General features: G+C 70.6%; 19 protein-coding genes, 1 other RNA gene and 6 pseudogenes. 4 read left to right on the top strand and 22 right to left on the bottom strand.

The window, feature by feature from the left end; genetic code table 11:
* Nucleotides 1–44: 44 nt before the first annotated feature.
* The 18 genes and pseudogenes from lpxC to rsmI all read right to left on the bottom strand — a co-directional run bounded on the left by lpxC (nucleotide 45) and on the right by rsmI (nucleotide 18,345).
* Nucleotides 45–956, bottom strand: a complete 912-nt coding sequence (gene lpxC / locus FU658_RS04265) for a UDP-3-O-acyl-N-acetylglucosamine deacetylase (protein WP_147890940.1) — start codon at nucleotides 954–956, stop codon at nucleotides 45–47.
* A 289-nt stretch (nucleotides 957–1,245) separates the two neighbouring features.
* On the bottom strand, nucleotides 1,246–1,752 hold the full coding sequence (locus tag FU658_RS15795; RefSeq protein WP_343195870.1) for a hypothetical protein: 507 nt from the start codon (nucleotides 1,750–1,752) through the stop codon (nucleotides 1,246–1,248).
* Nucleotides 1,753–2,007: 255 nt separating this feature from the next.
* Nucleotides 2,008–2,374: pseudogene (locus FU658_RS15790) on the bottom strand (cell division protein FtsZ); the annotation flags it as partial.
* A gap of 222 nt (nucleotides 2,375–2,596) precedes the next feature.
* Complete coding sequence (gene ftsA / locus FU658_RS04255; protein WP_147890939.1) at nucleotides 2,597–3,832, bottom strand: cell division protein FtsA; 1,236 nt, start codon at nucleotides 3,830–3,832, stop codon at nucleotides 2,597–2,599.
* Nucleotides 3,829–4,584 (bottom strand): cell division protein FtsQ/DivIB, encoded by a 756-nt coding sequence (locus FU658_RS04250; RefSeq protein WP_147890938.1) that lies wholly within the window; start codon nucleotides 4,582–4,584, stop codon nucleotides 3,829–3,831. Before FU658_RS04250 ends, ftsA begins: the two co-directional genes overlap by 4 nt.
* Complete coding sequence (locus FU658_RS04245) at nucleotides 4,581–5,474, bottom strand: D-alanine--D-alanine ligase (protein WP_147891087.1); 894 nt, start codon at nucleotides 5,472–5,474, stop codon at nucleotides 4,581–4,583. The genes FU658_RS04250 and FU658_RS04245 overlap by 4 nt, the downstream gene beginning before the upstream one ends.
* Nucleotides 5,475–5,533: 59 nt before the next feature.
* Nucleotides 5,534–6,970, bottom strand: a complete 1,437-nt coding sequence (gene murC, locus FU658_RS04240; protein WP_147890937.1) for a UDP-N-acetylmuramate--L-alanine ligase — start codon at nucleotides 6,968–6,970, stop codon at nucleotides 5,534–5,536.
* Nucleotides 6,967–8,039 (bottom strand): annotated as a pseudogene (gene murG, locus FU658_RS04235) (undecaprenyldiphospho-muramoylpentapeptide beta-N-acetylglucosaminyltransferase). Before murG ends, murC begins: the two are co-directional and overlap by 4 nt.
* Nucleotides 8,036–9,349 carry a putative lipid II flippase FtsW gene (ftsW, locus tag FU658_RS04230; protein ID WP_147890936.1) on the bottom strand — a complete coding sequence of 438 codons (1,314 nt, stop codon included), beginning with the start codon at nucleotides 9,347–9,349 and terminating at the stop codon, nucleotides 8,036–8,038. The pseudogene murG and the gene ftsW overlap by 4 nt, the downstream one beginning before the upstream one ends.
* Before the next feature lies 1 nt (nucleotide 9,350).
* Complete coding sequence (mraY, locus tag FU658_RS04225; RefSeq protein WP_147890935.1) at nucleotides 9,351–10,436, bottom strand: phospho-N-acetylmuramoyl-pentapeptide-transferase; 1,086 nt, start codon at nucleotides 10,434–10,436, stop codon at nucleotides 9,351–9,353.
* Nucleotides 10,426–11,805 carry a UDP-N-acetylmuramoyl-tripeptide--D-alanyl-D-alanine ligase gene (locus FU658_RS04220; RefSeq protein ID WP_147890934.1) on the bottom strand — a complete coding sequence of 460 codons (1,380 nt, stop codon included), beginning with the start codon at nucleotides 11,803–11,805 and terminating at the stop codon, nucleotides 10,426–10,428. Before FU658_RS04220 ends, mraY begins: the two co-directional genes overlap by 11 nt.
* Nucleotides 11,802–13,277 carry a UDP-N-acetylmuramoyl-L-alanyl-D-glutamate--2,6-diaminopimelate ligase gene (locus FU658_RS04215; RefSeq protein WP_147890933.1) on the bottom strand — a complete coding sequence of 492 codons (1,476 nt, stop codon included), beginning with the start codon at nucleotides 13,275–13,277 and terminating at the stop codon, nucleotides 11,802–11,804. Before FU658_RS04215 ends, FU658_RS04220 begins: the two co-directional genes overlap by 4 nt.
* Nucleotides 13,274–15,047: pseudogene (locus FU658_RS16155) on the bottom strand (peptidoglycan D,D-transpeptidase FtsI family protein). The gene FU658_RS04215 and the pseudogene FU658_RS16155 overlap by 4 nt, the downstream one beginning before the upstream one ends.
* Nucleotides 15,044–15,268, bottom strand: a complete 225-nt coding sequence (gene ftsL, locus FU658_RS04205) for a cell division protein FtsL (RefSeq protein ID WP_484476958.1) — start codon at nucleotides 15,266–15,268, stop codon at nucleotides 15,044–15,046. The pseudogene FU658_RS16155 and the gene ftsL overlap by 4 nt, the downstream one beginning before the upstream one ends.
* Nucleotides 15,269–15,309: 41 nt before the next feature.
* Complete coding sequence (gene rsmH, locus FU658_RS04200) at nucleotides 15,310–16,242, bottom strand: 16S rRNA (cytosine(1402)-N(4))-methyltransferase RsmH (RefSeq protein WP_147890932.1); 933 nt, start codon at nucleotides 16,240–16,242, stop codon at nucleotides 15,310–15,312.
* 14 nt (nucleotides 16,243–16,256) lie between these two features.
* Nucleotides 16,257–16,703 (bottom strand): division/cell wall cluster transcriptional repressor MraZ, encoded by a 447-nt coding sequence (gene mraZ / locus FU658_RS04195; protein WP_147890931.1) that lies wholly within the window; start codon nucleotides 16,701–16,703, stop codon nucleotides 16,257–16,259.
* Nucleotides 16,704–17,068: 365 nt separating this feature from the next.
* Nucleotides 17,069–17,427, bottom strand: an RNA gene (rnpB, locus tag FU658_RS04190) — RNase P RNA component class A.
* A 76-nt stretch (nucleotides 17,428–17,503) separates the two neighbouring features.
* Nucleotides 17,504–18,345: pseudogene (gene rsmI / locus FU658_RS04185) on the bottom strand (16S rRNA (cytidine(1402)-2'-O)-methyltransferase).
* Here rsmI and FU658_RS04180 point away from each other — a divergent pair.
* The 4 genes and pseudogenes from FU658_RS04180 to FU658_RS04170 form a co-directional block, all read left to right on the top strand.
* Nucleotides 18,301–19,512 (top strand): annotated as a pseudogene (locus tag FU658_RS04180) (penicillin-binding protein activator); the annotation flags it as partial. The pseudogenes rsmI and FU658_RS04180 sit on opposite strands and share 45 nt — an antisense overlap.
* 59 nt (nucleotides 19,513–19,571) lie before the next feature.
* On the top strand, nucleotides 19,572–19,997 hold the full coding sequence (locus FU658_RS15940) for a penicillin-binding protein activator (protein WP_425477581.1): 426 nt from the start codon (nucleotides 19,572–19,574) through the stop codon (nucleotides 19,995–19,997).
* Nucleotides 19,984–20,361, top strand: coding sequence for a YraN family protein (locus FU658_RS04175; protein ID WP_147890929.1), 378 nt, complete (start codon nucleotides 19,984–19,986; stop codon nucleotides 20,359–20,361). Before FU658_RS15940 ends, FU658_RS04175 begins: the two co-directional genes overlap by 14 nt.
* A gap of 12 nt (nucleotides 20,362–20,373) precedes the next feature.
* On the top strand, nucleotides 20,374–21,783 hold the full coding sequence (locus FU658_RS04170; protein ID WP_425477573.1) for an FAD-binding oxidoreductase: 1,410 nt from the start codon (nucleotides 20,374–20,376) through the stop codon (nucleotides 21,781–21,783).
* A 16-nt stretch (nucleotides 21,784–21,799) separates the two neighbouring features.
* Here FU658_RS04170 and FU658_RS04165 read toward each other — a convergent pair whose 3' ends face one another.
* The 4 genes and pseudogenes from FU658_RS04165 to ribH form a co-directional block, all read right to left on the bottom strand.
* Nucleotides 21,800–22,324, bottom strand: a complete 525-nt coding sequence (locus FU658_RS04165; RefSeq protein WP_147890928.1) for a phosphatidylglycerophosphatase A family protein — start codon at nucleotides 22,322–22,324, stop codon at nucleotides 21,800–21,802.
* A pseudogene (gene thiL / locus FU658_RS04160) lies at nucleotides 22,321–23,303 on the bottom strand (thiamine-phosphate kinase). The gene FU658_RS04165 and the pseudogene thiL overlap by 4 nt, the downstream one beginning before the upstream one ends.
* A gap of 6 nt (nucleotides 23,304–23,309) precedes the next feature.
* Nucleotides 23,310–23,771, bottom strand: a complete 462-nt coding sequence (gene nusB, locus FU658_RS04155) for a transcription antitermination factor NusB (protein ID WP_147890927.1) — start codon at nucleotides 23,769–23,771, stop codon at nucleotides 23,310–23,312.
* The gene (gene ribH / locus FU658_RS04150; RefSeq protein WP_147890926.1) at nucleotides 23,768–24,262 is read right to left on the bottom strand and encodes a 6,7-dimethyl-8-ribityllumazine synthase; all 495 of its coding nucleotides are present in this window, start codon (nucleotides 24,260–24,262) and stop codon (nucleotides 23,768–23,770) included. Before ribH ends, nusB begins: the two co-directional genes overlap by 4 nt.
* Between the last annotated feature and the right edge of the window lie 23 nt (nucleotides 24,263–24,285).

Raw genomic sequence — 24,285 nt, 5'->3', positions numbered from 1 at the left:
ACGCGGCCCTAGGGCCGCCGTCGGTGAACTCGATTGGGGTGGAATCAGATCGCCTGGGCCGGGTGGGCGTAGGAGATCGGGGCGTCGCGCTCGTCGTCGAAGGTGACCTCTTCCCAGGCATCGGTCTGGGCGATGAGCTTGCGCAGAAGCATGTTGTTGAGCTGGTGCCCGGACTTGTGGCCGTAGAAGGCGCCGATCAGGCTGTGGCCGAGCAGGTAGAGGTCGCCGATCGCGTCGAGGATCTTGTGCTTCACGAACTCGTCCTCGTAGCGCAGGCCGTCCTCGTTGAGCACGCGGTAGTCGTCGAGCACGATCGCGTTGTCCATCGAGCCGCCCAGCACGAGGTTGCGCTCGCGCAGCATCTCGATGTCCTTCATGAAGCCGAAGGTGCGGGCGCGCGAGACTTCCTTCACGAACGACGTGGTCGAGAAGTCGATCTCGGCCCGGGACGAGGAGCGCTGGAACACCGGATGGCGGAAATCGATCTCGAAGCCGACCTTGAAGCCCTCGAACGGATCGAAGCGGGCCCACTTGTCGCCGTCCTCGACGATGACGGTCTTCTTGATGCGGATGAACTTCTTCGCCTTGGCCTGCTCCTCGATGCCCGCCGACTGCAGCAGGAACACGTAGGGGCCGGCGGAGCCGTCCATGATCGGCACTTCCGGCGCGGTCAGGTCGACATAGGCATTGTCGATGCCCAGGCCGGCGATCGCCGAAAGCAGGTGCTCGACGGTGGCCACGCGGACCTCGCCCTCGGTGAGGGTGGTCGACATGCTGGTGTCGCCGACATTCTCGGCGCAGGCACGGATCTCCACCGGCTCGGGCAGGTCGACGCGGCGGAACACGATGCCGGTATCGACGGCCGCGGGGCGGAGCGTCATGAAGACTTTTTCACCGGAATGAATGCCGACGCCAGTGGCGCGGATGACATTCTTCAGGGTGCGCTGTTTGATCATGGGAAGCGTTCTCCACACTCGAACGCGACGGTCGCCTTCGCAGACTACCACGCGGGTCGCTAAACGCAAATTTAACACGTCAGCGACACGGAGTCGAAACACGGGCTGTACAGACTATCGATAAACGGCTTAACCGGGAGTCATCGACACCCTGCAGACCGTCGTTCGGAGACATACGGACCATGTTCGCCAAACTCCGGCGAAAACGCCGGCTTCCCGCAGCATTCGCAGGAAAGTCCCCGCCCCGCGCGGAGGACGCGGGACGGGGCAAACGCACTGGGGTCCCGCTTCAGTCGGCCTGGCGCCGCAGGAAAGCCGGGATGTCCAGGTAGCTGTGGTCGGAACCGCCGGACTCCGACGGTGCCGGTGCCGACTCGCCGCGGCCCGAGGCGTGGCTGCTTCCCTGCCCGCGCAGCGACTGCGCCGTGTTCGGCACCGACATGCCCGAGGCCTCGTAGTCCACCGCGCCGGTGGTCGCATTGCGCACCAGCTTCACCGGCGTGCGCTGGATCTCACGCTCGCCATTGCCACGCACCGGTGCACGCACCGCCTGCTGGGCCAGGCCGGTGGCCACGACGGTGACGCGCACCTCGTCGGCCATGTCCGGGTCGAGCACGGTGCCAATGACCACGGTCGCATCCTCGCTGGCGTACTCCTCCACCGTGCGGCCGACTTCGTCGAACTCGCGCATGGTGAAGTCCGGACCGGCGGTGATGTTGACCAGGATGCCGTTGGCACCGGCCAGGTTGATGTCGTCGAGCAACGGGTTGGAGACCGCGGCCTCGGCGGCGACCATCGCGCGGTCCTCGCCCCGGGCGGTGCCGCTGCCCATCATCGCCATGCCCATCTCGGCCATGACCGTACGCACGTCGGCGAAGTCGACGTTGATCAGGCCCGGACGCACGATCAGGTCGGCGATGCCCTGCACGGCGCCCTGCAGCACGTCGTTGGCGGCACGGAAGGCCTGGATCATCGTCGCGTCACGGCCCAGCACGGTGATCAGCTTCTCGTTGGGCACGGTGATCAGCGAATCGCAGTGCGCGCTGAGCTCCTCGATGCCCTTGAGCGCGACCTGCATGCGGCGCCGGCCCTCGAACGGGAACGGCTTGGTGACGACCGCCACGGTCAGGATGCCCATTTCCTTGGCGATCTGCGCCACCACGGGTGCCGCACCGGTGCCGGTGCGCCGCCCATGCCGGCGGTGATGAACACCATGTCCGCGCCTTCCAGCGCCTCCATGATGCGCTCGCGGTCCTCGAGCGCGGCCTGCCGACCCACTTCGGGGTTGCGCCGGCACCCAGGCCCTTGGTGACGTGCGTGCCCAGCTGCAGCTGCAGCTTCGCACCGCACTTCTCGATCGCCTGGGCATCGGTGTTGGCGGTGATGAACTCCACCCCCTCGACCGCGCTGGCGACCATGTGCGCGACGGCGTTGCCGCCGCCACCGCCCACGCCGATCACCTTGATGACCGCGTTGGGGGCTACTTTTTCGATCAGTTCGTACTGTGCCATGTCCTCAATCCTCCGGTTTTGCTTCCAGTGCGTTGGTTTTCGATGTCGCTTCGGCGCATTTGCTTTTGTTGTTCGCCGCTTTGCCGCTGAACCGGGCCACCCCATTGGCCCGGGTCCTGCCCCATACCGCTAGAACTCGCCGCGGTACCAATTGCGCAACTTCTGCCAGAACGTGCCCACCTTCCCGGGGGGCAGGACCGGCCTGCGCGGATGTTCGATCTGTGAACCCCAAAGCAGCAGGCCCACGCCGGTGGCATGCACCGGGTTGCCCACCACTTCGCCCAGGCCGGTGACGTGCTGGGGAATCCCCACCCGCACCGGCATGTGCAGCATTTCCTCGGCCAGCTCGACCACGCCTTCCATCTTTGCCGAGCCCCCGGTCAGCACCAGGCCGGCGCGCACCAGCTCCTCGAAACCGGAGCGGCGCAGCTCGGCCTGGACCATCTCGAAGATTTCCTCGTAGCGGTTCTGCACCGCCTCGGCCAGCGCCTGGCGGGCCAGCCGCCGCGGCGGCCGGTCGCCGACGCTGGGCACCTGGATGGACTCCTCCGCGGTGGCCAGCTGGGCCAGCGCGCAGGCGTAGCGCACCTTGATCTGCTCGGCCTCGGGCGTCGGCGTGCGCAGCAGGTGGGCGATGTCGTTGGTCACCTGGTCGCCGGCGATCGGCAGCGAGGCGCTGTGGCGGATCGCGCCCTGCACGAACACCGCGATGTCGGTGGTGCCGGCGCCGATGTCGACCAGCACCACGCCCAGTTCCTTTTCGTCGCTGGTCAGTACGGTGGCGCTGGAGGCCAGCGAGCTCAGGATCAGGTCGTCGACCTGCAGGCCGCAGCGCTGCACGCACTTGGAGATGTTCTGCGCCGCCGACTGGGCGCCGGTGATCAGGTGGGCGCGCACTTCAAGGCGCACGCCGGACATGCCCACCGGGTTGCGGATGCCTTCCTGCGAGTTGTCGACGATGTATTCCTGCGGGATCGCGTGCAGGATCTTCTGGTCGGCCGGCACCGCCACCGCCTTGGCCGCCTCGAGCACCCGCTCGAGGTCGGAATAGGTGACCTCGCCGCTGGTGATCGGCACGATGCCGGGCGAGTTGCGGCACTGGGTGTGGCTGCCGGACAGGCTGGCGTACACGGAGCGGATCTCGCAGCCGGCCATCAGCTCGGCCTCCTCGATGGCGCGCTGGATCGAGCTGACCGTGGATTCGATGTCGACCACGACGCCGCGCTTGAGGCCGCGCGATTCATGGCTGCCGATGCCGATCACCTCGATCGCCTGGCCGGGGCTGTATTCGCCGACCAGCGCCACGACCTTGGAGGTGCCGATGTCGAGGCCGACGATGAGGGACTTGTCGCCTTTTCGGTTCATGTACGGGGGTGTCCTGCAATGTTCATCACGCTGGTGCCGGGGGTGGCGCCGGCTTCGGGCTCGGCCCAGACCAGGGCGAAGCCGTTGGTGTAGCGGAGGTCGGCGCGCACCAGGGTGCGTTCCTCGCCTGCCCTGAGTTGCGGCAACAGGCGCGCGAAGCGGGCCAGCCGGCGCTCGGGGTCGTTGCGGCCCAGCACCACTTCGGTGCCGTCGGCCAGCACGATGTCCCAGCCGCCGCGGGCGCTCAGGCTGACGCCGCGCACGCGCACGCCGGTGGGGCGGAAGCGCTCGATCGACTGCTGGTAGAGGGCCACGACCTCGCCCACCTGGGTGTCGGGCCCCACCAGCTCCGGCAGGCCGGTCGGCATCAGGCCCGGGTCGACTTCGAACAGCTCACCGCGGTCCGAGAGCAGCCGATCCCCGCCCCAGCGGGCGAAGGCACGGTGCTCGACGATGGCCACCTCGAGCAGGTCGGGCCAGCGCTTGCGCACCTCGACCTCCTTGACCCACGGCAGTGCGGCGACCGCCGAGCGCACGTCCGACAGGCGCACGGCGAAGAAACCGCCGCCCACGTGCGGAAGCACCGCCTCGCGGATCGCCGCGTCGGGCACCTGCTGGAACTCGCCGGTCACCTGCAGCCGGTGCATCGGCCAGCGCTCCGCGGCGATCCAGCCATTGAGCACCGCCACGATCGGCAGCGTCACCAGCACCACGGCGAGGATCCAGGCGACCAGGCGGACGGCGGCGTTCATCGGGTGCCCTCCGCCAGGGTCGATTCCAGTACCCGCCAGCACAGCTCTTCATAGGGCACGCCCATCGCGGCGGCCGCCTTGGGCACCAGCGAGGTGGCGGTCATGCCCGGCGCGGTGTTCACTTCAAGCAGCCAGTTGCGGCCCTGTCCATCGCGCATGAAGTCGACCCGGCCCCAGCCGCTGCAGTCGAGTGCGCGGAAGGCCTCGAGCGCCAGGTCGCGCATGCCCTGCTCGGCCTCGCCGTCCAGGCCGGGGCAGAGGTATTCGGTGTTGCCGGGCGTGTACTTGGCCTCGTAGTCGTACCAGCCCTTCTTCGGCCGGATCTCGATGCTGGGCAGCGCGACGTCGCCGACCACCCCGACGGTGAACTCGCCGCCTTCGATGAGCTGCTCCATCAGCAGCTCGCCGGGATAGCGGCGGCCCAGTGCCACGGCATCCTCGAGATCGGCCGGGCGCAGCACGCGGGTGATGCCGACGCTGGAGCCCTCGCAGGCCGGCTTGACGATGACCGGCAGGCCCAGCCGCTTCGCCGCATCGTGGATGTCGTCGCCCGGCTGCAGGCGCACGTAGCCCGGCGTCGGCAGGCCGATCGCCTGCCACACCTGCTTGGAGCGGATCTTGTCCATGCTCAGCGCCGAGCCCAGCACGCCCGAGCCGGTGCACGGTACGCCGAGCGCCTCCAGCAGGCCCTGCAAAACCCCGTCTTCACCGCCACCATGGCTGCCGTGCAGCACGTTGAACACGCGGTCCACCCGGCCTTCGCGGATCGCCTCGACCAGCGCCGGCACCCCATCGACGGCCTGCGCGTCGATGCCGCGCGCGCGCAGTGCCGCCAGCACGCCACGGCCGGAATTGAGCGACACGTCGCGCTCGGCGGATGTGCCGCCCATCAGTACCGCGACGCGACCGAACACGGCGGGATCGCTCTTTCGCAGGGGTGCAAAACCGGTCACCGGGCAGTCTCCTTCGTGTATCCATGCAGGCGCAGCTGCTCGGCCACGCGGCCGATGTCGCCCGCACCCATCACCAGCAGCAGGTCGCCCTCGTGCAGCACATCGGCCAGCACCGGCAGCAGCGTCTCGCGCGCCGGGCCGACCACCACCGGGTCGATGCGGCCGCGGGCACGGATCGCCCGGGCCAGCGCCCGCGAGTCGGCGTTCGGGATCGGGGTTTCCCCGGCGGCGTAGACCTCGGTCAGCACCACCGCATCGGCATCCGAGAGCACGGCGGCGAAGTCGTCGAACAGTTCCAGGGTGCGGCTGTAGCGGTGCGGCTGGAACGCCACCACCAGGCGCCGTTCCGGCCAGCCACCGCGCGCCGCGGCGAACACCGCCGCCAGTTCGCTGGGATGGTGGCCGTAGTCGTCGACGACCAGCGCGGTACGGCCGTCGAAGTCGATCTCGCCGATCTGGTTGAAGCGCCGCCCGATGCCGGTGAAGTTGGCCAGCGCCCGGGCGATGCCCTCCGGCGAGGCACCGAGCTGCCAGCCCACTGCGGCGGCGGCCAGCGCGTTGAGCACGTTGTGTGCGCCGGGCATGTTCAGCGTGACCTGGTGCGGGTCGCACTGCGGCAGCGTCAGCGTGAAATGCATCCGGCCGCCGTCCTGGCGCACGTCGCTGGCGCGCACGTCGGCGCCTTCGCTGAAGCCGTAGCTCATGACGTGGCGCGGCACCACTTCCACCAGCGCCGCCACTTCCGGGTCGTCCACGCACAGCACCGCCAGCCCGTAGAACGGCAGCCGGTGCAGGAACTCGTTAAAGGCGTCGCGCACACGCTGGAAGTCGCCGCCGTAGTTCTCCAGGTGGTCGGCCTCGATGTTGGTGACCACCGCGATCTGCGGATTCAGGCGCAGGAAGCTGCCATCGCTCTCGTCTGCCTCGGCCACCAGCCACTGGCCCTTGCCCAGCCGCGCATTCGCGCCGGCCGACAACAGCTGGCCGCCGATCACGAAGGTGGGATCCAGCCCGGCTTCGCTCAGCACCGCCGCGGTCAGGCTGGTGGTGGTGGTCTTGCCATGGGTGCCGGCCACCGCGATGCCGCGTCGGAAGCGCATCAGTTCGGCCAGCATCTCCGCGCGCGGCACCACCGGGATGCGGCGTTCGCGCGCCTCGGCCAGCTCCGGGTTGTCGGCACGGATCGCCGAAGACACCACCACCACGTCGGCGTCCTGCACGTTCGTCGCGCCATGGCCCTGGTGGACCACGGCGCCCAGCTCGACCAGGCGCCTGGTCACCGCGTTTTCGGCACGGTCCGAGCCCGACACCTTGTAGCCCAGCGTCAGCATCACCTCGGCGATGCCGCTCATGCCGACGCCACCGATGCCGACGAAGTGCACGCGCGGGAAGCGCTCGGCCAGGTCGCCACCGCTGAGCAGGCGCCGGATCATCGCGCCACCTCCAGGCAATGCCCGGCCACGTGGCCCGCGGCATCGTCGAAGGCCGCCGAGCGCGCGGCCTGCGCCATGCGCAGCCGGGCAGCGGCATCGGCCAGCGGGGCCTGCAGCGCGGCGGACAGGCGCTGCACGAAGCCCTCGCCCTCCGGCACCAGATGGGCGGCACCCCGGGCGACGAGGTAGTCGGCGTTGCGCGTCTGGTGGTCGTCGGTGGCGTGCGGGAACGGCACGAGCACGCTGCCCAGGCCGGCCGCGGAGAGCTCCGCGATCGTCGATGCACCCGCGCGGCACACCACCAGGTCGGCCCAGGCATAGGCCTGCGCCATGTCGGCGATGAACGGCTCCACCGAAGCCTCGACACCGGCTTCCTCGTAGGCGCTGCGGGTGGCCTGCTCGCCGCTGCGGCCGCACTGGTGGCGAAGTTGCGGGCGCGCCTGCGGCGGCAGCGCGGCGATCGCGGCGGGCACGCCGAGGTTCAGTGCGCGCGCGCCCTGGCTGCCGCCCAGCACCAGCACCCGGGCCGGTCCGAGCGCCCGGACAGCCGCTCCTCCGGCGCCGGCAAGGCAGCGATCTCGGCACGCACCGGGTTGCCGACCGTGACGTGTTCCACGCCGGGAAAGCTGTCGGGAAACCCCGCCAGCACCCGCCGCGCCAGACGAGCGAGCACCCGGTTGGTCATGCCCGGGGCGGCGTTCTGTTCGTGCACCAGCAGCGGACGGCGCAGCAGCCACGCGGCCAGGCCACCCGGGCCTGCGGCGAAGCCGCCGAAGCTGATCACCGCGCGCGGGCGCCGCCGGCGCAGCACGCCCAGCGACTGCAACACGGCGCGCACCAGCTTGAATGGGGCCAGCAGCAGCGTGGCCGCACCCTTCCCGCGCAGGCCCGCGATGCTGATCGTGTCGATATCGATGCCGGCTTCGGCCACCAGCCGGGTCTCCATGCCCCCTGCCGAGCCCAGCCAGACCACGGGCACGTCGCGTGCCTGCAGCGCACGGGCCACGGCCAGGCCCGGGAAGATGTGCCCACCGGTGCCGCCGGCCATGATCATCACCGGCGCGCTCATGCCTGCGCTCCCAGCGTCGGCGCCACGCGCACGCGACCACCACGACGCGGGCGCAGCGCATCGGCGTCGGCATCGGCGTCGCGCGGCGGCGCGGCTGCCGGAACCTCGTCCTCTGCGGCCAGTTCGCCGCGGGCACGTGCCACCTGGCGCTCGGCGCGGTCGAGTTCATAGCCCACGCGCAGCAACAGGGCCAGGGAGACGCAGGTCATCAGGACGCTGGATCCGCCCGAGGAGATCAGCGGCAGGGTCAGGCCTTTGGTCGGCAGCAGGCCCAGGTTCACGCCGATCGACACGAAGGCCTGCAGGCTGATGTAGAGGCCGATGCCGAACGCGATGAAGCCGGAGAACAGGCGGCGCATCTCTACCGCGCGCAGGCCGATCGAGAACGCGCGCCAGGTCAGCAGCGCGAACAGCGCGATGATCGCGACCACGCCGATGAAGCCCAGCTCCTCGGCGATCACCGCCAGGATGAAATCGGTGTGCGCCTCGGGCAGGTAGAACAGCTTCTGCACGCTGCCGCCGAGGCCGACGCCGAACCACTCGCCGCGGCCGATCGCGATCAGCGCCTGGGTCAGCTGGAAGCCGTCCTTGAACGGATCCTCCCAGGGGTTCATGAAGCTGGTCAGGCGGCGCACGCGGTAGCTTTCCGACACTGCCAGCAGGCCGATGGCCGGCACCGCCAGCATGACCGGGGCGACCATGCGCGGGATGCTCGCGCCGCCCAGCAGCAGCATGCCGCCGACCACCGCGCAGATCAGCATCGCCGAGCCGAAGTCGGGCTGCATCAGCAGCAGCACCACCATGACGCCGGCGATGCCCAGCGGCTTGAGCATGCCGCTCCAGGTCATCTGCACCGCCTCGGCGAAGCGCTTGAGGTAGCTGGCCATCCAGACGATCAGCAGGATCTTCACCGCCTCGACCACCTGGAAGTTGGAGACCCGCAGGTTGATCCAGCGCCGTGCGCCGTTGACCTCGTGGCCCAGGCCGGGGACGTACACCAGCAGCAGCAGCACCACGCACACCACCGGCAGCAGCTGGGCGTGGGACTCGACCCGCTTGAGCTCGGTGCGCATGACCACGAAGGCCATGCCCAGTCCCGCCGCCAGGAACACCAGGTGGCGCGTGAGGTAGTGGAACTGCCCGACGCCATGGCCCTCGGCCACTGCGATCGAGCTCGAGGCGACCATGACCACGCCGATGCAGGCCAGCGCCAGCGCGGCGAAGATCGTCCAGCCGTCGTAACGGCCCTGGATCTTCTCCAGGCGCTGGGCCTGTCCTTCCGGGCGGGTGTACTGGCTGCCGTCGGCCATCTCAGCGCACCTTCAACGTGGCCAGGCCGACCAGCACGAGCATCACCGAGATGATCCAGAAGCGCACGATGACGCGCGGCTCCGGCCAGCCCTTGAGCTCGAAGTGGTGGTGGATCGGCGCCATCCGGAAGATGCGCTTCCCCGTGAGCTTGAACGAGGCGACCTGCAGCATCACCGAGAGCGTCTCGATGACGAAGATGCCACCCATGATCACCAGCACCAGCTCCTGGCGCACGATGACCGCCATCGCACCCAGCGCGGCACCCAGCGCCAGCGCGCCGATGTCGCCCATGAACACCATCGCCGGGTAGGTGTTGAACCACAGGAAGCCCAGCCCGGCGCCGGCGATCGCGGCGGCGACGATGACCAGCTCGCCCGCCCCCGGCACCTGCGGGATCTGCAGGTAGGCCGAGAACACCGCGTTGCCCGAAGCGTAGGCGAACACGCCCAGCGCACAGGCCACCAGCACGGTGGGCATGATCGCCAGGCCGTCCAGTCCGTCGGTCAGGTTGACCGCGTTGGAGAAGCCGACGATCCAGAAGTAGGCGACCACGATGAACCAGGCGCCCAGCGGAATCGCGACGTCCTTGAGCAGCGGCAGGTAGAAGGTGGTGGCCGCCGGCACGTCGGCGGTGTGGAACAGGAACACGGCCGCCATCAGGCCGAACAGCGACTGCAGCGCGTACTTGTGGCGCGACTTCAGGCCGTTCGGGTCGCGGCGGACGATCTTGATCCAGTCGTCCAGCCAGCCGATCAGGCCGAACGACAGCAGCACGCCGACCATGACCCAGACGTAGCGGTTGGACAGGTCGCCCCAGAGCAGCGTGGACAGCACCACCGCCAGCAGGATCAGCGCGCCGCCCATGGTCGGCGTGCCGGCCTTCTTGAAGTGCGTCTGCGGGCCGTCCTGGCGGATCGGCTGGCCACCGGACTTGAGCGCGGCCAACCAGCGGATCACCGGCGGACCCAGCCACAGCGAGAGCAGCATCGCGGTCAGGGCGCTGAGGATGCCGCGGAAGGTGATGTAGCCGAAGATCCCGAAGCCGGGATGGAAGCCCTGCAGCCACATGGCGAGTTCAAGCAACATGTCCGGACTCCTCCCCCTGGGTGCCGGCGTCGTCCAACAGGGCCTTCACGACCCGCTCCATGCCTGCCGAGCGCGAGCCCTTGACGACGCAGCGCACGCCCGGTGCCAACCGCCGGCGAAGTGCGTCGATGAGTGCCTCGTGGCTGGCGAAGTGTTCGCCGCCGTCGCCGAAGGCGCGGCTGGCGGCACGACTGAGCGTGCCGACGGTGTAGACGTGGCTGAGCCCGGCGCGACGTGCGCGGTCGCCGACCTCGGCGTGCAGCATCTCCGCCGCGGGGCCCAGTTCGCCCATGTCGCCCAGCACCAGCCAGCCTTCGCCGCCGCCACCGGCCAGCGTGTCGATCGCCGCGGCGACCGATGCAGGGTTGGCGTTGTAGCTGTCGTCGACCAGGCGGATGTCCTCGCCGATGCGATGCACCACCTGGCGCCCGGCCACCGGCTGCGCACCGGCCAGGCCGGCGGCGATCTGCGCCGGCGTGGCCCCGGCGGCCCAGGCCAGCGAGGCGGCGGCGAGCGCATTGAGCACGTTGTGCTGGCCGGGCAGCGGCAGCTCGACCTCGGCCTCGCCGTCGGGCGTGTGCAGGCGGAAGCGCGCGCCCTGCGAGCCCAGCTGCAGGTCGAGCGCACGCACGTCGGCGCTGCCTTCCATGCCGAATCGCACCTGGCGACGGCCGGCGGCACGCTCGCCGAACAGTTCCGCGAACGCGTCGTCGGCGTTGATCACGGCGATGCCGTCGGCCGGCAGCGCCTCGTAGATCGCGCCCTTGGTTTCAGCGATGGCCAGCAGCGTACCCATGCGCTCAAGATGCGCCGGGCCGATGTTGTTCACGAGGGCGATATCGGGCCTGGCGATGGCAGTGAGGTAGGCGATGTCGCCGGGCTTGCCCGCGCCCATCTCGTAGATCGCGAAGGCGGCGTCCTCGGGGGCATCGATGACCGCCAGGGGCAGGCCGATCTCGTTGTTGCGGTTGCCCGGGTTCGCATAGGTGGGAGCGACGCCGGACAGAATGGCGGCCGTGAGCGTCTTCACGCCGGTCTTGCCATTGCTGCCGGTGATCGCCAGCGTGCGCGCCGGGCGTCCCTGCGCGATGCCGGCGGCCAGGTCGCCCAGCGCGGACTCGGTGTCGGCGCACAGCACCTGGGAGGCGTCGCAGTCGAGGCGCCGCTGCACCAGCAGCGCACTGGCGCCGGCCGCCACCGCATCGGCGGCGTGCTCGTGGCCATCGACGCGCGCGCCACGCAGCGCGACGAACAGCATGCCGGGGCAGGCCTGGCGGCTGTCCGTGCCCACCGACGTGATCTCGCGATCCTCGCCCAGCAGGCGACCCTCGCACCACTGCGCCACCTGCGAGAGCATCACCGGCCTCATGCCCGACCCTCCAGCACGCGTTGCGCCACTTCGGCGTCGTCGAAACCCAGCCGCTGGCCACCCACTTCCTGGTAGGGCTCGTGGCCCTTGCCGGCGACCAGCACGATGTCATCGGCAGCGGCTTCGGCGATCGCCTGCGCGATGGCGCGGCCGCGATCGCGCTCGATGCGCACCCGCGCCGGGTCGGAGAACCCGGCCATGATCTCCTCGACGATGCGGTCGCCGTCCTCGTTGCGCGGATTGTCGTCGGTCACGAACACGCGGTCGGCCAGGCGCTCGGCCACGGCGGCCATCTCCGGGCGCTTGCCGCGGTCGCGCTCGCCGCCACAGCCGAACACGCAGACCAGAACGCCGACCGCGTGGTCGCGCAGCGCGCCTAGGGCCTGCTCCAGCGCATCCGGGGTATGGGCGTAGTCGACCACCACCAGCGGCTGGCCGCCGCTGCCACCCAGGCGGGTCATCCGGCCGTGCACCGGCTGCAGCTGGTTGATCAGCAGCGCCGTCTGGTGCAGGTCGTGGCCCAGCGCGCGCAGCACGCCCGCCACCGCCAGCAGGTTGTCGACGTTGAAGCGGCCGAGCAGGGGCGACTGGATGCGCTCGGCCTCCTCGCCCTCGACCAGGTCGAAACCGATCCCGGCGTTGTCGGGCTGCACCCGCTCCGCACGCAGCACCGCCTCGGGCTGGCCGTGCGAGCTGACGCCGATGCGTTGCAGCGCATCCGGCAGGCCGGCGTGGATCCGGCGGCCGGTATCGTCGTCCAGGTTCACCACGGCCGCCTGCAGGCCCGGGGTGTGGAACAGCAGCGACTTGGCGGCCGCGTAGGCCTCCATGTCGCCGTGGTAGTCGAGGTGGTCGCGGCTGAGGTTGGTGAACACCGCCACCCGGAACGCCACGCCATCCACGCGGCCCTGGTCGAGCGCGTGCGAGGACACCTCCATCGCCACGTGGGTGGCCCCGGCATCGCGCATCTGCGCCAGCAGCCGGTGCACCGCCAGCACGTCGGGCGTGGTGCGCTCGCCCGCCACCACCTGCCCGTGCAGGCCGGCGCCCAGCGTACCGATGCTGCCGGCCGTGGCGCCGCCCAGGTTCAGCGCCTGGCTCAGCAACTGCACGGTGGAGGTCTTGCCGTTGGTGCCGGTCACGCCGACCACTTCGAGCGCGCGCGAAGCGTCACCGAAGAAGCGCGAGGCCAGCGTGCCCAGCAGGGAGCGCAGGCCGGGCACCGCCCAGCTGTTCCCCGGCAACGCGACACCCTCGGGCTGGGGGGGTTCGAACAGGACCGCCACCGCGCCGCGCTCCAAGGCGGCAGCGGCGTGGGACAAGCCGTGCGCGCTGGCTCCGGACAAGGCGATGAACAGGTCGCCCGGCTGCACCTGCCGGCTGTCCAGCGACAGGCCCGAGACCTCGATGTGCTCCGCACCCGGCACCATCGCCATGCCGTCGAGCAGGTCGGCCAGGCTCACGCGGCTCATTGCAGGCCTCCCGTCGACAGCGGCCCGGGCACGGACTCGGCCTCGGCCGGCGCACCATCGTCATGCACCGGCGCGATGACCGGCGGCAGCTGCGCGTACCACTGTTCGGAGGCATCCGGCGGCACGTCGAGCAAGCGCAGCGCTCCTTCCATGACGCCGGCGAACACCGGCGCGGCGACCAGGCCGCCGTAGTAGCCGCTGCCCTTCGGGTCGTCGATCACCACGACCATGGCCAGGCGCGGGTTGCTGGCCGGCACCAGGCCGGCGAACAGGCTGAGGTAGCGGCGCTGGTAGCCGCCGACGCTGGCCTTGCGCGAGGTGCCGGTCTTGCCTGCCACGCGGTAGCCCACGACCCGGGCGCGGGTGGCGCTGCCCTCGGGACCGGTCACCGTCTCCAGCATGTCCATCAGCTGCTGCGCGACGTGCGGATCCAGTGCCCGGCGCGACTGCGGCGGGGGCACCGCGCACGAAGGTCGGGGTGACCAGGTGGCCGCCATTGCCGATCGCGGCATAGGCCTGCGCCAGCTGCAGCGGCGTGGCCGAGACGCCGTAGCCGAATGCGATCGTGGCGCGCTCCACCGGCCCCCAGCTGCGCACCGTGGGCAGCACGCCGGCGGATTCGCCCGGGAAGCCCGAACCGGTGGCCTGGCCGAAACCGAAGCGGTTGAGCACGTCGAACAGGTGCTCCGGCGGCATGTCCTGGGCCAGCTTCACCGAGGCCACGTTGGAGCTCTTGGTCAACAGGCCGGTGGTGGTGAGCGTGCCGAAGTTGCGGATGTCGCGCACGGTATGGCGGTGGACGGTCATGTAGCCCGGGCTGGTCGGGATCACCGTGTCCGGATGCACCCGGCCGGTCTCCAGGGCCGCGGCCACGGTCATGGCCTTGATCACCGAACCCGGCTCGAGCACGTCGGTGACCGCGCGGTTGCGCATGCTGCCGCGCTCGGCGGTGTGGCGGGCGTTCGGGTTGTACGACGGCGCGTTGACCATCGCCAGGATCTCGCCGTTGTGCACGTCGAGCACCACCACCGATCCGGCACTGGCGTCGTGCTGGAGCAGCGCGGCGTTGAGTTCGCGATGGGCCAGGTACTGGATGCGGCGGTCGATCGACAGGTTCAGCTCGCGACCGGGCTCGGCGGCGCGCACCAGGTCGACGTTCTCGACGATCCGCCCGCGGCGGTCGCGGATGATGCGCTTGGCGCCCGGGGTGCCGGTGAGCCATTCGTCGAAGGCCAGCTCCAGGCCTTCCTGGCCGTGCTCGTCGATGTTGGTGAAGCCCAGCACGTGGGCCATGACGTCGCCCAGCGGGTAGAAGCGGCGGAACTCGCGCTGGCTGAACACGCCCGGGATGCCCAGCTCGATGATCTCCTCGGCGTCGTCGGGATTCATGTGCCGGCGCAGGTAGACGAACTCGCGCTCGGCGCGCGCCTGGATGCGCTCGGTCATCGGCGCCAGCGGCGTCCCCAGCGCCTGCGCCAGCTCCGGCAGGCGCTGCGGGTGCAGCAGCAGCTCGCGCGGATTGGCCCAGATCGACTCGACCGGCGAGGACACCGCCAGCGGCTCGCCGTTGCGGTCGGTGATCATGCCGCGCGAGACGGGGATCGGGATCTGCCGCACGAAGCGCGCGTCGCCCTGCTGCTGCAGGAAGTCGTTGTTGACCAGCTGCAGGTAGCCCGCGCGCGCCACCAGCATCGACGAGGCCAGCGCCATCGCCAGGCCGACGAACAGGGTCCGGCCGCGGACGTTGTACTGGCGGTTGCGCGTCCTCATGGCCGCACCACGATCAGGGCATCGCCTTCGGGCGTGACCATCTTCAGCCGGTTGCGCGCCACCTCCTCGATGCGGGCGGTGTCGGCCCAGGTGGCCTGCTCGAGTTGCAGGCGGCCGAACTCGATGTCGAGCTCGTCGCGTTCGCGCTCAAGGCGGGTCAGCTCGATGAACTGCAGGCGATGCTCGTGGCGCGCATGCACCACGGCGATCGCGCTGGCCATCGTCGCCGCCACCAGCACCACCAGGAAGAAGAGGCGGAAGCTCACGGCAGCTTCTCCGCGATGCGCAGCACCGCCGAGCGGGCGCGCGGGTTGCTCGACGTTTCCCCGGCCTCGGCACGCTGCGCCTTGCCGACCTCGCGCAGCGTCGGTACGAACACCCCGGCTTCGGGCAGCCGGCGGTTCGCCGGCGGCGGCTTGGCGCGGCCGAGGATGAAGCGCTTGACGATGCGGTCTTCCAGCGAATGGAAGCTGATGACCGCCAGGCGGCCACCGGGCTTGAGACGGTCGTGTGCGGCGGCCAGCCCGCGCTCGAGGTCCTCGAGCTCGCGGTTGATGTGGATGCGGATGGCCTGGAAGCTGCGCGTGGCCGGGTGGGTATGGCCGTCGCCGCGGCCGACGATCGCGGCGATGAGGCCGGCCAGGTCGGCGGTGCGCTCGAAGGGCTGCTCGCCGCGGCGGTTGACGATGGCGCGGGCGATGCGGCGGCTCTGGCGCTCCTCGCCGAGGGTCCACAGCACGTCGGCGATCTCGCGCTCGGACGCGTGCGCCAGCCACTGCGCGGCACTCTCGCCGGTGTCGGGATCCATGCGCATGTCCAGCGGGCCGTCCTTGCCGAAGCTGAAGCCACGCTCGGCCACGTCGAGCTGCGGCGAGGACACGCCCAGGTCCAGCATCACGCCGTCCAGGCCCTCGGCGGTGGCGTCCCAGTTGGCCAGGTCGGCGAAACTGCCGCGGAAGATCCGCACGCGCGGATCGCCACCGAACTGGCGTTCGGCGAAAGCGATCGCTTCGGGATCCTTGTCCATCACGAGCAGTTGCCCCGCTGGCCCCAGTTGCTCCAGCACGCCCCGCGCGTGGCCGCCACGGCCGAACGTGCCATCCAGATACCGTCCATCCCTGGTCACCTGCAGGCCGTCCAGCACCTGCTTGAACATCACCGGGAGATGGCTCGGGTCGTGTGCGCCGGTGCGCATCCCGGGCCGTCCCCTTACAGCCTGAGGTCGAGCATGTCGTCGCTGATCTCGTCTTCCCCGATGGTCTGACGGATCTGCGCGAGGTGAGCCTGCTCGCTCCAGAGTTCGAACTTGGTGCCCATGCCCAGCAACACCGCTTTCTTTTCCAGCGCGGCCGCATGCCGATGACTGGCAGGCAGCAGGATGCGGCCGTTGCCGTCGGGCTCGACCGCGGTGGCGGCACCGACCAGCTTCAGCTGCAGGTTGCGGTGAACGCGCTTGGCCGACGGCAGGGCGTTGACCTGGTCGCGCACCTTTTCCCACTGCGCCTGCGGGTAAAGCCACAGGCAGCCGTGCTCGTAGGGGTTGTAGGTGATGACCAGGCGGTTGCCGCACTCACGCACGACGAGCTCGCGGTAGCTGGTCGGAATCGCCAGCCTGCCCTTGTCGTCGATCGTGATGGCCGTTTCGCCCTGGAACATTCGCCCTGCCCTGAGTTTCCTGAGAAAACCACGAAATTCCCGGTTTTCCCCCGCTGACCCACCTTAGTCCTGCCGTGAGCGTTGCGTCAAGCGGTTTTGAGGGGCGAAATCACTTTTGCCGTCAGTGGCTTACGGCAATCTTAACAAGCTGGTTCAAGAAGCGTTTGGTATCCACTGATTTACCGCAGGAATTCCAGATTGATTATTTCGTGACCAGGCCACCGGGTGGTTCAGCTTCACTGCGCCGGAACCGGCGACCCGGCCGCGGCATTGCGCGCGCCCCGCCCGGCATGCCCCGTCGCGCCCCCACCCGCCCCACATGCCGACGCCCCTGCGCGAAACGCAGGGGCGTCGGGTGGAAGCAGGTGCGGAGCCGGCCGATAAGCCGGGTTCTGTCGTGGGCAATCATTCGTCTGGACGCTGCATTGCTGCAGGCCTCAAGCAGCCTACCCGGGTGCAGTGCGGGCCGCACCATAGCACCCCTATTTGGCCTTGCTCCGGGTGGGGTTTGCCGTGCCCTGCGGCGTTGGCCCCGCAGGCGGTGCGCTCTTACCGCACCGTTTCACCCTTACCACGCGCACCTTGCGATGCCGTTCGGCGGTCTGTTCTCTGCTGCACTTTCCGTCGGCTCGCGCCGCCCAGGCGTTACCTGGCACCCTGCCCTGTGGAGCCCGGACTTTCCTCGGCACCCCCGAAGGGGTGACGCGATTGCCTGGCCGACTCCGCACGGGAAGTGTACCCGGTCGCGCTGAACGCCGGGGGCGCCAGCGACCGAACCAGGACCGTTGCGTCGGGCATGCTCAGCCCTGGTAGAGCGCCTTTCGCGGCGCGCCGGACAGCTCCGCCGCCAGCCGCGCGGCCTGCGACGGGGCCAGGTGCTCGCAAAGCTTCGCGTAGAGCCGCCGGCCCTCGGCCAGCCGTCCCTCGGCCTCGTCGCCAACACCTTCGAGGATGACGACGAACTCGCCCTTGCGCTGGTCGGCGTCCGTGGCCACCCGCTCGGCCAGCGTCGCCAGCGTGCCGTCGAGGACGGTTTCGAACAGCTTGGTCAGCTCGCGCGCGATCGCGGCGCGGCGCGTTTCGCCGAACACGGCGACCATGTCGGCCAGGCAGGCCTCGATGCGATGGGCGCTTTCATAGAACACCAGCGTGCGGGGCTCGGCGGCCAGTCGCGAGAGGCGCTCGCGCGCGCGGCCGGCTTGGCCGGCAGGAAGCCCTCGAAGCAGAAGCGGTCGCTGGGCAGGCCGGCCACCGACAGCGCGGCGATGACCGCACTGGGGCCCGGCACCGGGCTCACGCGCAGCCCCGCTTCGCGCGCGGCGCGCACCAGCCGGAAGCCGGGGTCGCTGATCAGCGGGGTGCCGGCATCCGACACCAGCGCCAGCGACTCCCCCTTCCGCAGCCGCTCGACCAGCGCCTCGGCCTGGACGGCCTCGTTGTGTTCGTGCAGCGCCACCAGCGGGCGCTCGATGCGGTGGTGGGACAGCAACTGCCGGGTGTGGCGGGTGTCCTCCGCGCAGATCGCATCGACCCCGGCCAGCACCTGCAGCGCGCGCGCGGAGATGTCGGCCAGGTTGCCGATCGGCGTGGCCACCACATGAAGGGTGCCCGCGTTCGGAGTTTCCGGGGATGCTGCGACCATGTTCGCGCCCTGAACGTCGCGCCCGGTCGGTTCGGGCATTGCGAGCGGAGCGGGTATGATCGCAGGCGCATGCACTTTCAGGAACCGCGCCCGATGATCCGAGTTTCGGCACTCGCCCTCTCCCTCGTGTTGCTTGCCGCCTGTGCCCAGGTCCAGGTGGTACGCGCGCCCGGCGCCACGGCCGTGGCCGGTGAGCAGATCGACCGTGCCGAGCAGGCCCTGCGCGATGGCGAGGCCGCCACCGCGCTGGCGCTGCTGGGCAGCGAACAGGCCGCCGTGGATGCGCGCGAGCGCGAGCGCTGGGGTCGGCTGCGCGCCGAGGCCCTGGCCACCGAGGGCGAGTACTTCGAGGCCGCCCGCCAGCTGGCCCTGCTGGATGCGTCCCTGACCCGACAGGCCCAGGCCGACAACCGCGCCGAGATCGACCGCCTGCTGGCCCGCGTGCCCGATGGCGAGCTGTCGGCCAACGCCGCGATGCTGCCCGATGGCCACGTCATGTACCCGTTCGCGGGCCGCGCCCTGAGCTCGCGCGGGCTACCGCTGCCACGCGCCTACGACCGCCATGACTTCCCGGGCGAGGCGTTGGCACTGCGGCCACCGGCCGACCACGACGGTTACCGGCCACCGATGCGGCTGGCCGTGCTGCTGCCGATGAGCGGGCAGATGGAGACCGCCAGCCGGTCGGTGCGCGACGGCATCCTGGCCGCGCACTACCGCGAGCAGCGTCGACGCCCGGAAGTGGTCTTCTACGACACCGCCGGCAGCGCCGCCGGCAGCGTGGATGCCTACCAGCTGGCCACCTCCGAAGGGGCCGACCAGATCCTGGGCCCGCTGTCGCGCGACGAAGTGAGTGCGCTGTTCCGCCAGGACGGCCTCAACGTGCCGGTGCTGGCGCTCAACCGTGCCAGCGAACCCGGCCCGCCGGGCAGCGCGAGCTTCGCCCTCAACCCCGAAGAGGAAGGCCTTGCCGCGGCCGAACGCCTGCTGCAGCGTGGACTGAACCGCATCATCACCGTCACCGGCACCGATGACAGTGCCCGTCGTGCACTGGATGCGTTCAAGGTGCGCTTCCAGGAGCGCGGCGGCGTGATCCTGGCCGAGGCCCGCATCGACGACAGCTCGCCCGACTACAGCCGGGCGCTGCAGCTCGCCCAGCAGCAAGCCGGCGGCCCCGATGTCCACGACGCGCTGTTCCTGGCGCTGCGCGCGCCGACGCGCGGCTGTTGGTGCCGCAACTGGCGGTGGCCGGCTACCCGCCGCGCCCGATCGCGGCGACGTCGCAGATCCTCATCGGCACCGGCGACCCGCGCCAGGACCGCGAGCTGGACGGCATCGAGTTCCCCGAGGCACCGTGGGCGCTGGGCCGCTTCTCGGAGCTGCCCAATGTCGACCAGGTCGGCCGCGACCTGGAGAGCGCCCGCGGCGGTGGTGCCCGCCTGTTCGCCTTCGGCTTCGACGCCTATCGGCTGTCGGGCTACCTGGAACACCTTTCGCGATCCTCCGGTGCCTGGCTCAACGGCGCCACCGGCGAGCTGCGCCTCGACGGCTTCGGCAACGTGCTGCGCAGCCCCGGCTGGGGCGTGTTCTCCGGCGGCCGCCCGCGGCCGGCGCTGGATGGCCAGCTGATGCCGCAGGACGTTGGCGGCGAGTGACACCCGTGCGCGCGGCGCGGCCTTCGAGGCCGCCGCGCGCACGTACCTGGAAGCCCGTGGCCTGCGACTGATCGAAGCCAATGCCCACTTCAAGGTCGGCGAACTCGACCTGGTCATGGCCGATGGCGACACGGTCGCGTTCACCGAGGTGCGCTACCGCGCCCGCAGCGATTTCGGCGACGGCGCCGACTCGGTCGACTGGCGCAAGATGCGCAAGCTGGCGCGGGCCGCCCAGGCCTGGCTGCTGCGCAACCCGACGCTGTCGCAACGGCCCTGCCGCTTCGACGTGGTGTCGGTGACTGGCAGTGACGACGCACCGGTGATCGAATGGATCCGCGATGCGTTCCGGCTCGACGACCTGTAGGCGGAGGTGCACGTGGCTCACGATGGCCCTGGCGACACCCGCACCCTGGACCCGCGACTGGCCACCCGGCTTCGCGATGCGCTGGGCGGGCAGGCGCTGCTGACCGACCCGGGCGAATGCCTGGCCTACGGCTACGACAACTCGCGCCGCCAGGCGATGCCCGCCGCCGTCGCGCTGCCGCGCGAAGTGGCCCAGGTGCAGGCCCTGGTGGCCGCCTGCCGCGACGCGCGCATGCCCGTGGTTGCACGTGGCCGCGGCACCAACACCACTGGTGCCAGCGTGCCGTCCGGGGGCGGCCTGGTGGTCAGCTTCGAGCGCATGGACCGGCTGCTGCGGCTGGCACCCGAGGACCGGCTGGCGGTGGTGGAACCCGGCCTGCTCAATGGCCGGCTGCAGGAGGCGGCCGCCGAGCACGGCTTCTTCTGGCCGCCCGACCCGACCTCGGCCCCGTACTGCACGATCGGCGGCAACATCGCCACGAATGCCGGCGGGCCGGCGGCGGTGAAATACGGAGCGACCCGCGACAACGTGCTGGGCCTGGCGCTGGTGGCCGGCAACGGCGAGCTGATCCGCTGTGGCGGCAACACCACCAAGGCCAGCACCGGCTACGACTTCACCCGCTTCGTCATCGGCTCGGAGGGCACGCTGGGCCTGGTGGTGGAGGCGACGCTGAAGCTGAGCCCGAAACCCCGCGCCCGCCAGGCACTGCGCGCGCTCTACGACAGCGTCGAATCCGCCGCCGCCGCGGTGGCGCGGCTGATGGCGCAGCCGGTGGTGCCGTCGATGCTGGAGTTCATGGACGGCGACTGCGTGCGCCTGGCCCGCGAAGTCGGTGGTGCCGACATTCCCGCCGCCGGCGCGCTGCTGATGATCGAGGCCGACGGCGACCCGGACACCCTTCCCCACGCTGTCGCCGCGCTGCGCCGCGCTGCCGATGGTCCCGGTGCGATCGGCATCGACGACGCGCCCGACGAAGCCGCGCGCCTGAAGCTGTGGGCCGCACGCAAGGCGCTGTCACCGGCCCTGCGCACGATCGCGCCGGGCAAGATCAACGAGGACGTGGTCGTGCCGGTCTCGCGCATCCCCGCACTGGTCGAGGCGGTACGGGCGCTGTCGCGACGGCATGGGCTGACCATTGTGTGCTTCGGCCACGCCGGCAACGGCAACCTGCACACCAACATCCTCTACGACCCCGCCGACGCGGACGAAAGCCGCCGGGCCGAGGCCGCGATGCATGGCGTGTTCGACGCAGTGCTGTCGCTGGACGGCACGCTGTCGGGCGAACACGGCATCGGCCTGGCCAAGCGCGACTTCATGGGCCGTGCGGTCGACGCGCCGACGCTGGCGATGATGCGCGCGGTGAAGGCGCAGTTCGACCCTCAGGGCATCATGAACCCCGGCAAGCTGCTGCCACCGACCTGAGCCGCTCCGAGCGCAGCTACGCGGCGCGCGCCAGCACCCAGGACGCCGCCTGCAGCAGCGCCAGTGCGTACAGCCCGGCGAACACGTCGTCGATCATGACGCCCATTCCACCCTTGAGGCGGCGGTCGGCCCAGGAACACGGCCAGGGCTTGAGGATGTCGAAGAGGCGGAACAGGACGAAGCCGGCCAGCACCCAGGCCCAGCCGGCCGGCACCAGGAACAGCGCCAGCCACAGGCCGACCCACTCGTCGACGACGACGGCCCCCGGATCCTGCACGCCGGTGCGTGCGATGACCCAGTTCGCCGACCACGTACCCAGCACGAACACCAGCGCGGTGACGGCGAGGTAGGCCAGCGGCGGCAGTTGCGCCAGCAGCAGCCACGGCAGCAGGCCGGCGATCGAACCGGCGGTGCCCGGGGCCCTGGGCGACAAGCCGGAGCCTGCGCCGGTGGCCAGCCAGCCCAGCGGGTGGACCAGCATCGTGCGCGCGTTGAGCGGCTGGTATGCCGTGGCACCGGCAGCTGCGGTGGGCTCGCTCATCCGGCCGGTCCGTCGAAGTGGCGATAGCCGGTGGTGGGCGGCTGCCAGGCCTCGCCGCCGGCGTCGAACACCCGCAGGCCGCGGGCCTCGGTACAGGTTCCGATCCGGGTCACGGCCACATCCAGTGCTGCCAGCGTGGCGACCACCTGGTCGCGCTGTTGGCGGTCGGCGGTGAAGCACAGTTCGTAATCGTCACCGCCGGTGAGTTGCAATACGTGGCGCCCGGGCACGGGCACGCAAGCCGCCAGCGCGGGTGATGCCGGCACCGCTTCAAGCTTCAATTCGGCGCGAGGCCGCTGGCCTCCAGCACATGCCCCAGGTCGGCCAGCACGCCGTCGGACACGTCGATCGCCGCGCTGGCCAGACCACGCAGCGCGATCCCGGCGGCCACCCGGGGGGTGGGACGATCCAGCCGGCCGCGCAGGAAGGCGACGTCATCGGGTTGGCCCAGCGTGTCGGGATTGCTCACCAGCAGCAGGCCGGCCGCGGCATCACCGACCGTACCGGTCAGCCACACGTCGTCGCCGGCACGGGCGCCATCGCGCCGCAGCGCCTGGCCGTCCCGCACCGAGCCGATCGCGGTAACCGAAATCGACAGCGGACCCCGGGTCGTGTCGCCTCCCACCAGCGCGATGCCGTGGGATTGCGCCAGCACCAGGAAACCGTCGAGGAAGCGATCCAGCCAGTCCGGGTCGGAGTCGGGCAGGCACAGCGACAAGGTGCACCACAACGGGCGGGCGCCCATCGCGGCCAGGTCGCTGAGGTTCGCCGCCAGGGCCTTGTGACCGACCGCCTCGGCGTCGGTGCTGGTCGGGAAATGCACGCCGGAATTCAGCGTGTCGGAGGTGATCGCCAGCAGCTCGCCCATCGGCGGCTGCAGCAGCGCGGCATCGTCGCCGATGCCCAGGCGAACATCCTCGCGCTGCGGGCAGCGCTCGCGGATGCGCGCGATCAGGTCGAACTCACCCGACGCGGTCACGCCGGCTCATCCCTTGCGCGCCGCTTCCGCCTCGACCGCACGCCACTGCGCGGCGGCCTTGTCGAGCACGCCATTGATGTAGCTGTGGCCGTGGTCGGCACCGAAGCGCTTGGTGGTCTCGATCGCTTCGTTGATGACCACGCGGTAGGGCACGTCGGGGCGGTGCAGCATCTCGTAGGCGGCAATGCGCAGCACGCCGCGCTCGATCGGGTCGACCTGGTCGATGCCGCGGTCGAGGAAGCCCGACAGGGCCTCGTCGAGCGCCTTCGCGCCGCGCACCACGCCGGTGACCAGGTCTTCGAAGTAGGCCGCGTCGGCGACGTTCATGTCCTGCTCGTGGGCGAACTCCTCGAGCAGGCGCGCCAGCGGCGTGCCCGACATCTGCCAGGCGTAGATCGCCTGCAGCGCGCGGCGGCGCGAGCGCGAGCGCGCGGCGAAGTCGATGCCATCGCTCTTGCGTGTGCTCATCGCGCGGCCTCCGCTTGCGCGGCCTCCACCAGTCGCGGCAGCAGGTTCGCCATCTCCATCGCGGCCAGCGCCGCCTCCTCGCCCTTGTTGCCGTGGCTGCCACCGGCGCGGGCCTCGGCGTCCTCGTGCTGTTCGACGGCCAGCACGCCGTTGCACACCGGCAGGCAGTGGTCGATCGACACCTGCATCAGGCCGCGGGCGCACTCGTCGGCGACGTGCTCGTAGTGGCGGGTGTCGCCACGCACCACGCAGCCCAGCGCGACGATCGCCACGTGGGCGCCGGCGGCGGCGATCGTGGCGGCGGCGGCAGGAAGCTCCCAGGTGCCCGGCACCCGCACCACGTCCACGTCGGACGGGTCCACGCCGTTGTCGGCGAAGGTCTTGCGCGCGGCTTCCACCAGCGCGTCGGTGATGCGGGGGTTCCAGCGCGCGGCGAGGATCGCGAAGCGATCACCGGCGGTGACGCGCAGCTCACCTTCGTAATGGGTCATGGGCAGTCTGGACTCTGGGGAAG

Source organism: Alkalisalibacterium limincola (assembly GCF_008017755.1).
Classification (GTDB): Bacteria; Pseudomonadota; Gammaproteobacteria; order Xanthomonadales; family Xanthomonadaceae; genus Alkalisalibacterium; species Alkalisalibacterium limincola.
The sequence above is the reverse complement of the archived record's forward strand: the minus strand, read 5'-3'. Positions and strand labels throughout refer to the sequence as shown.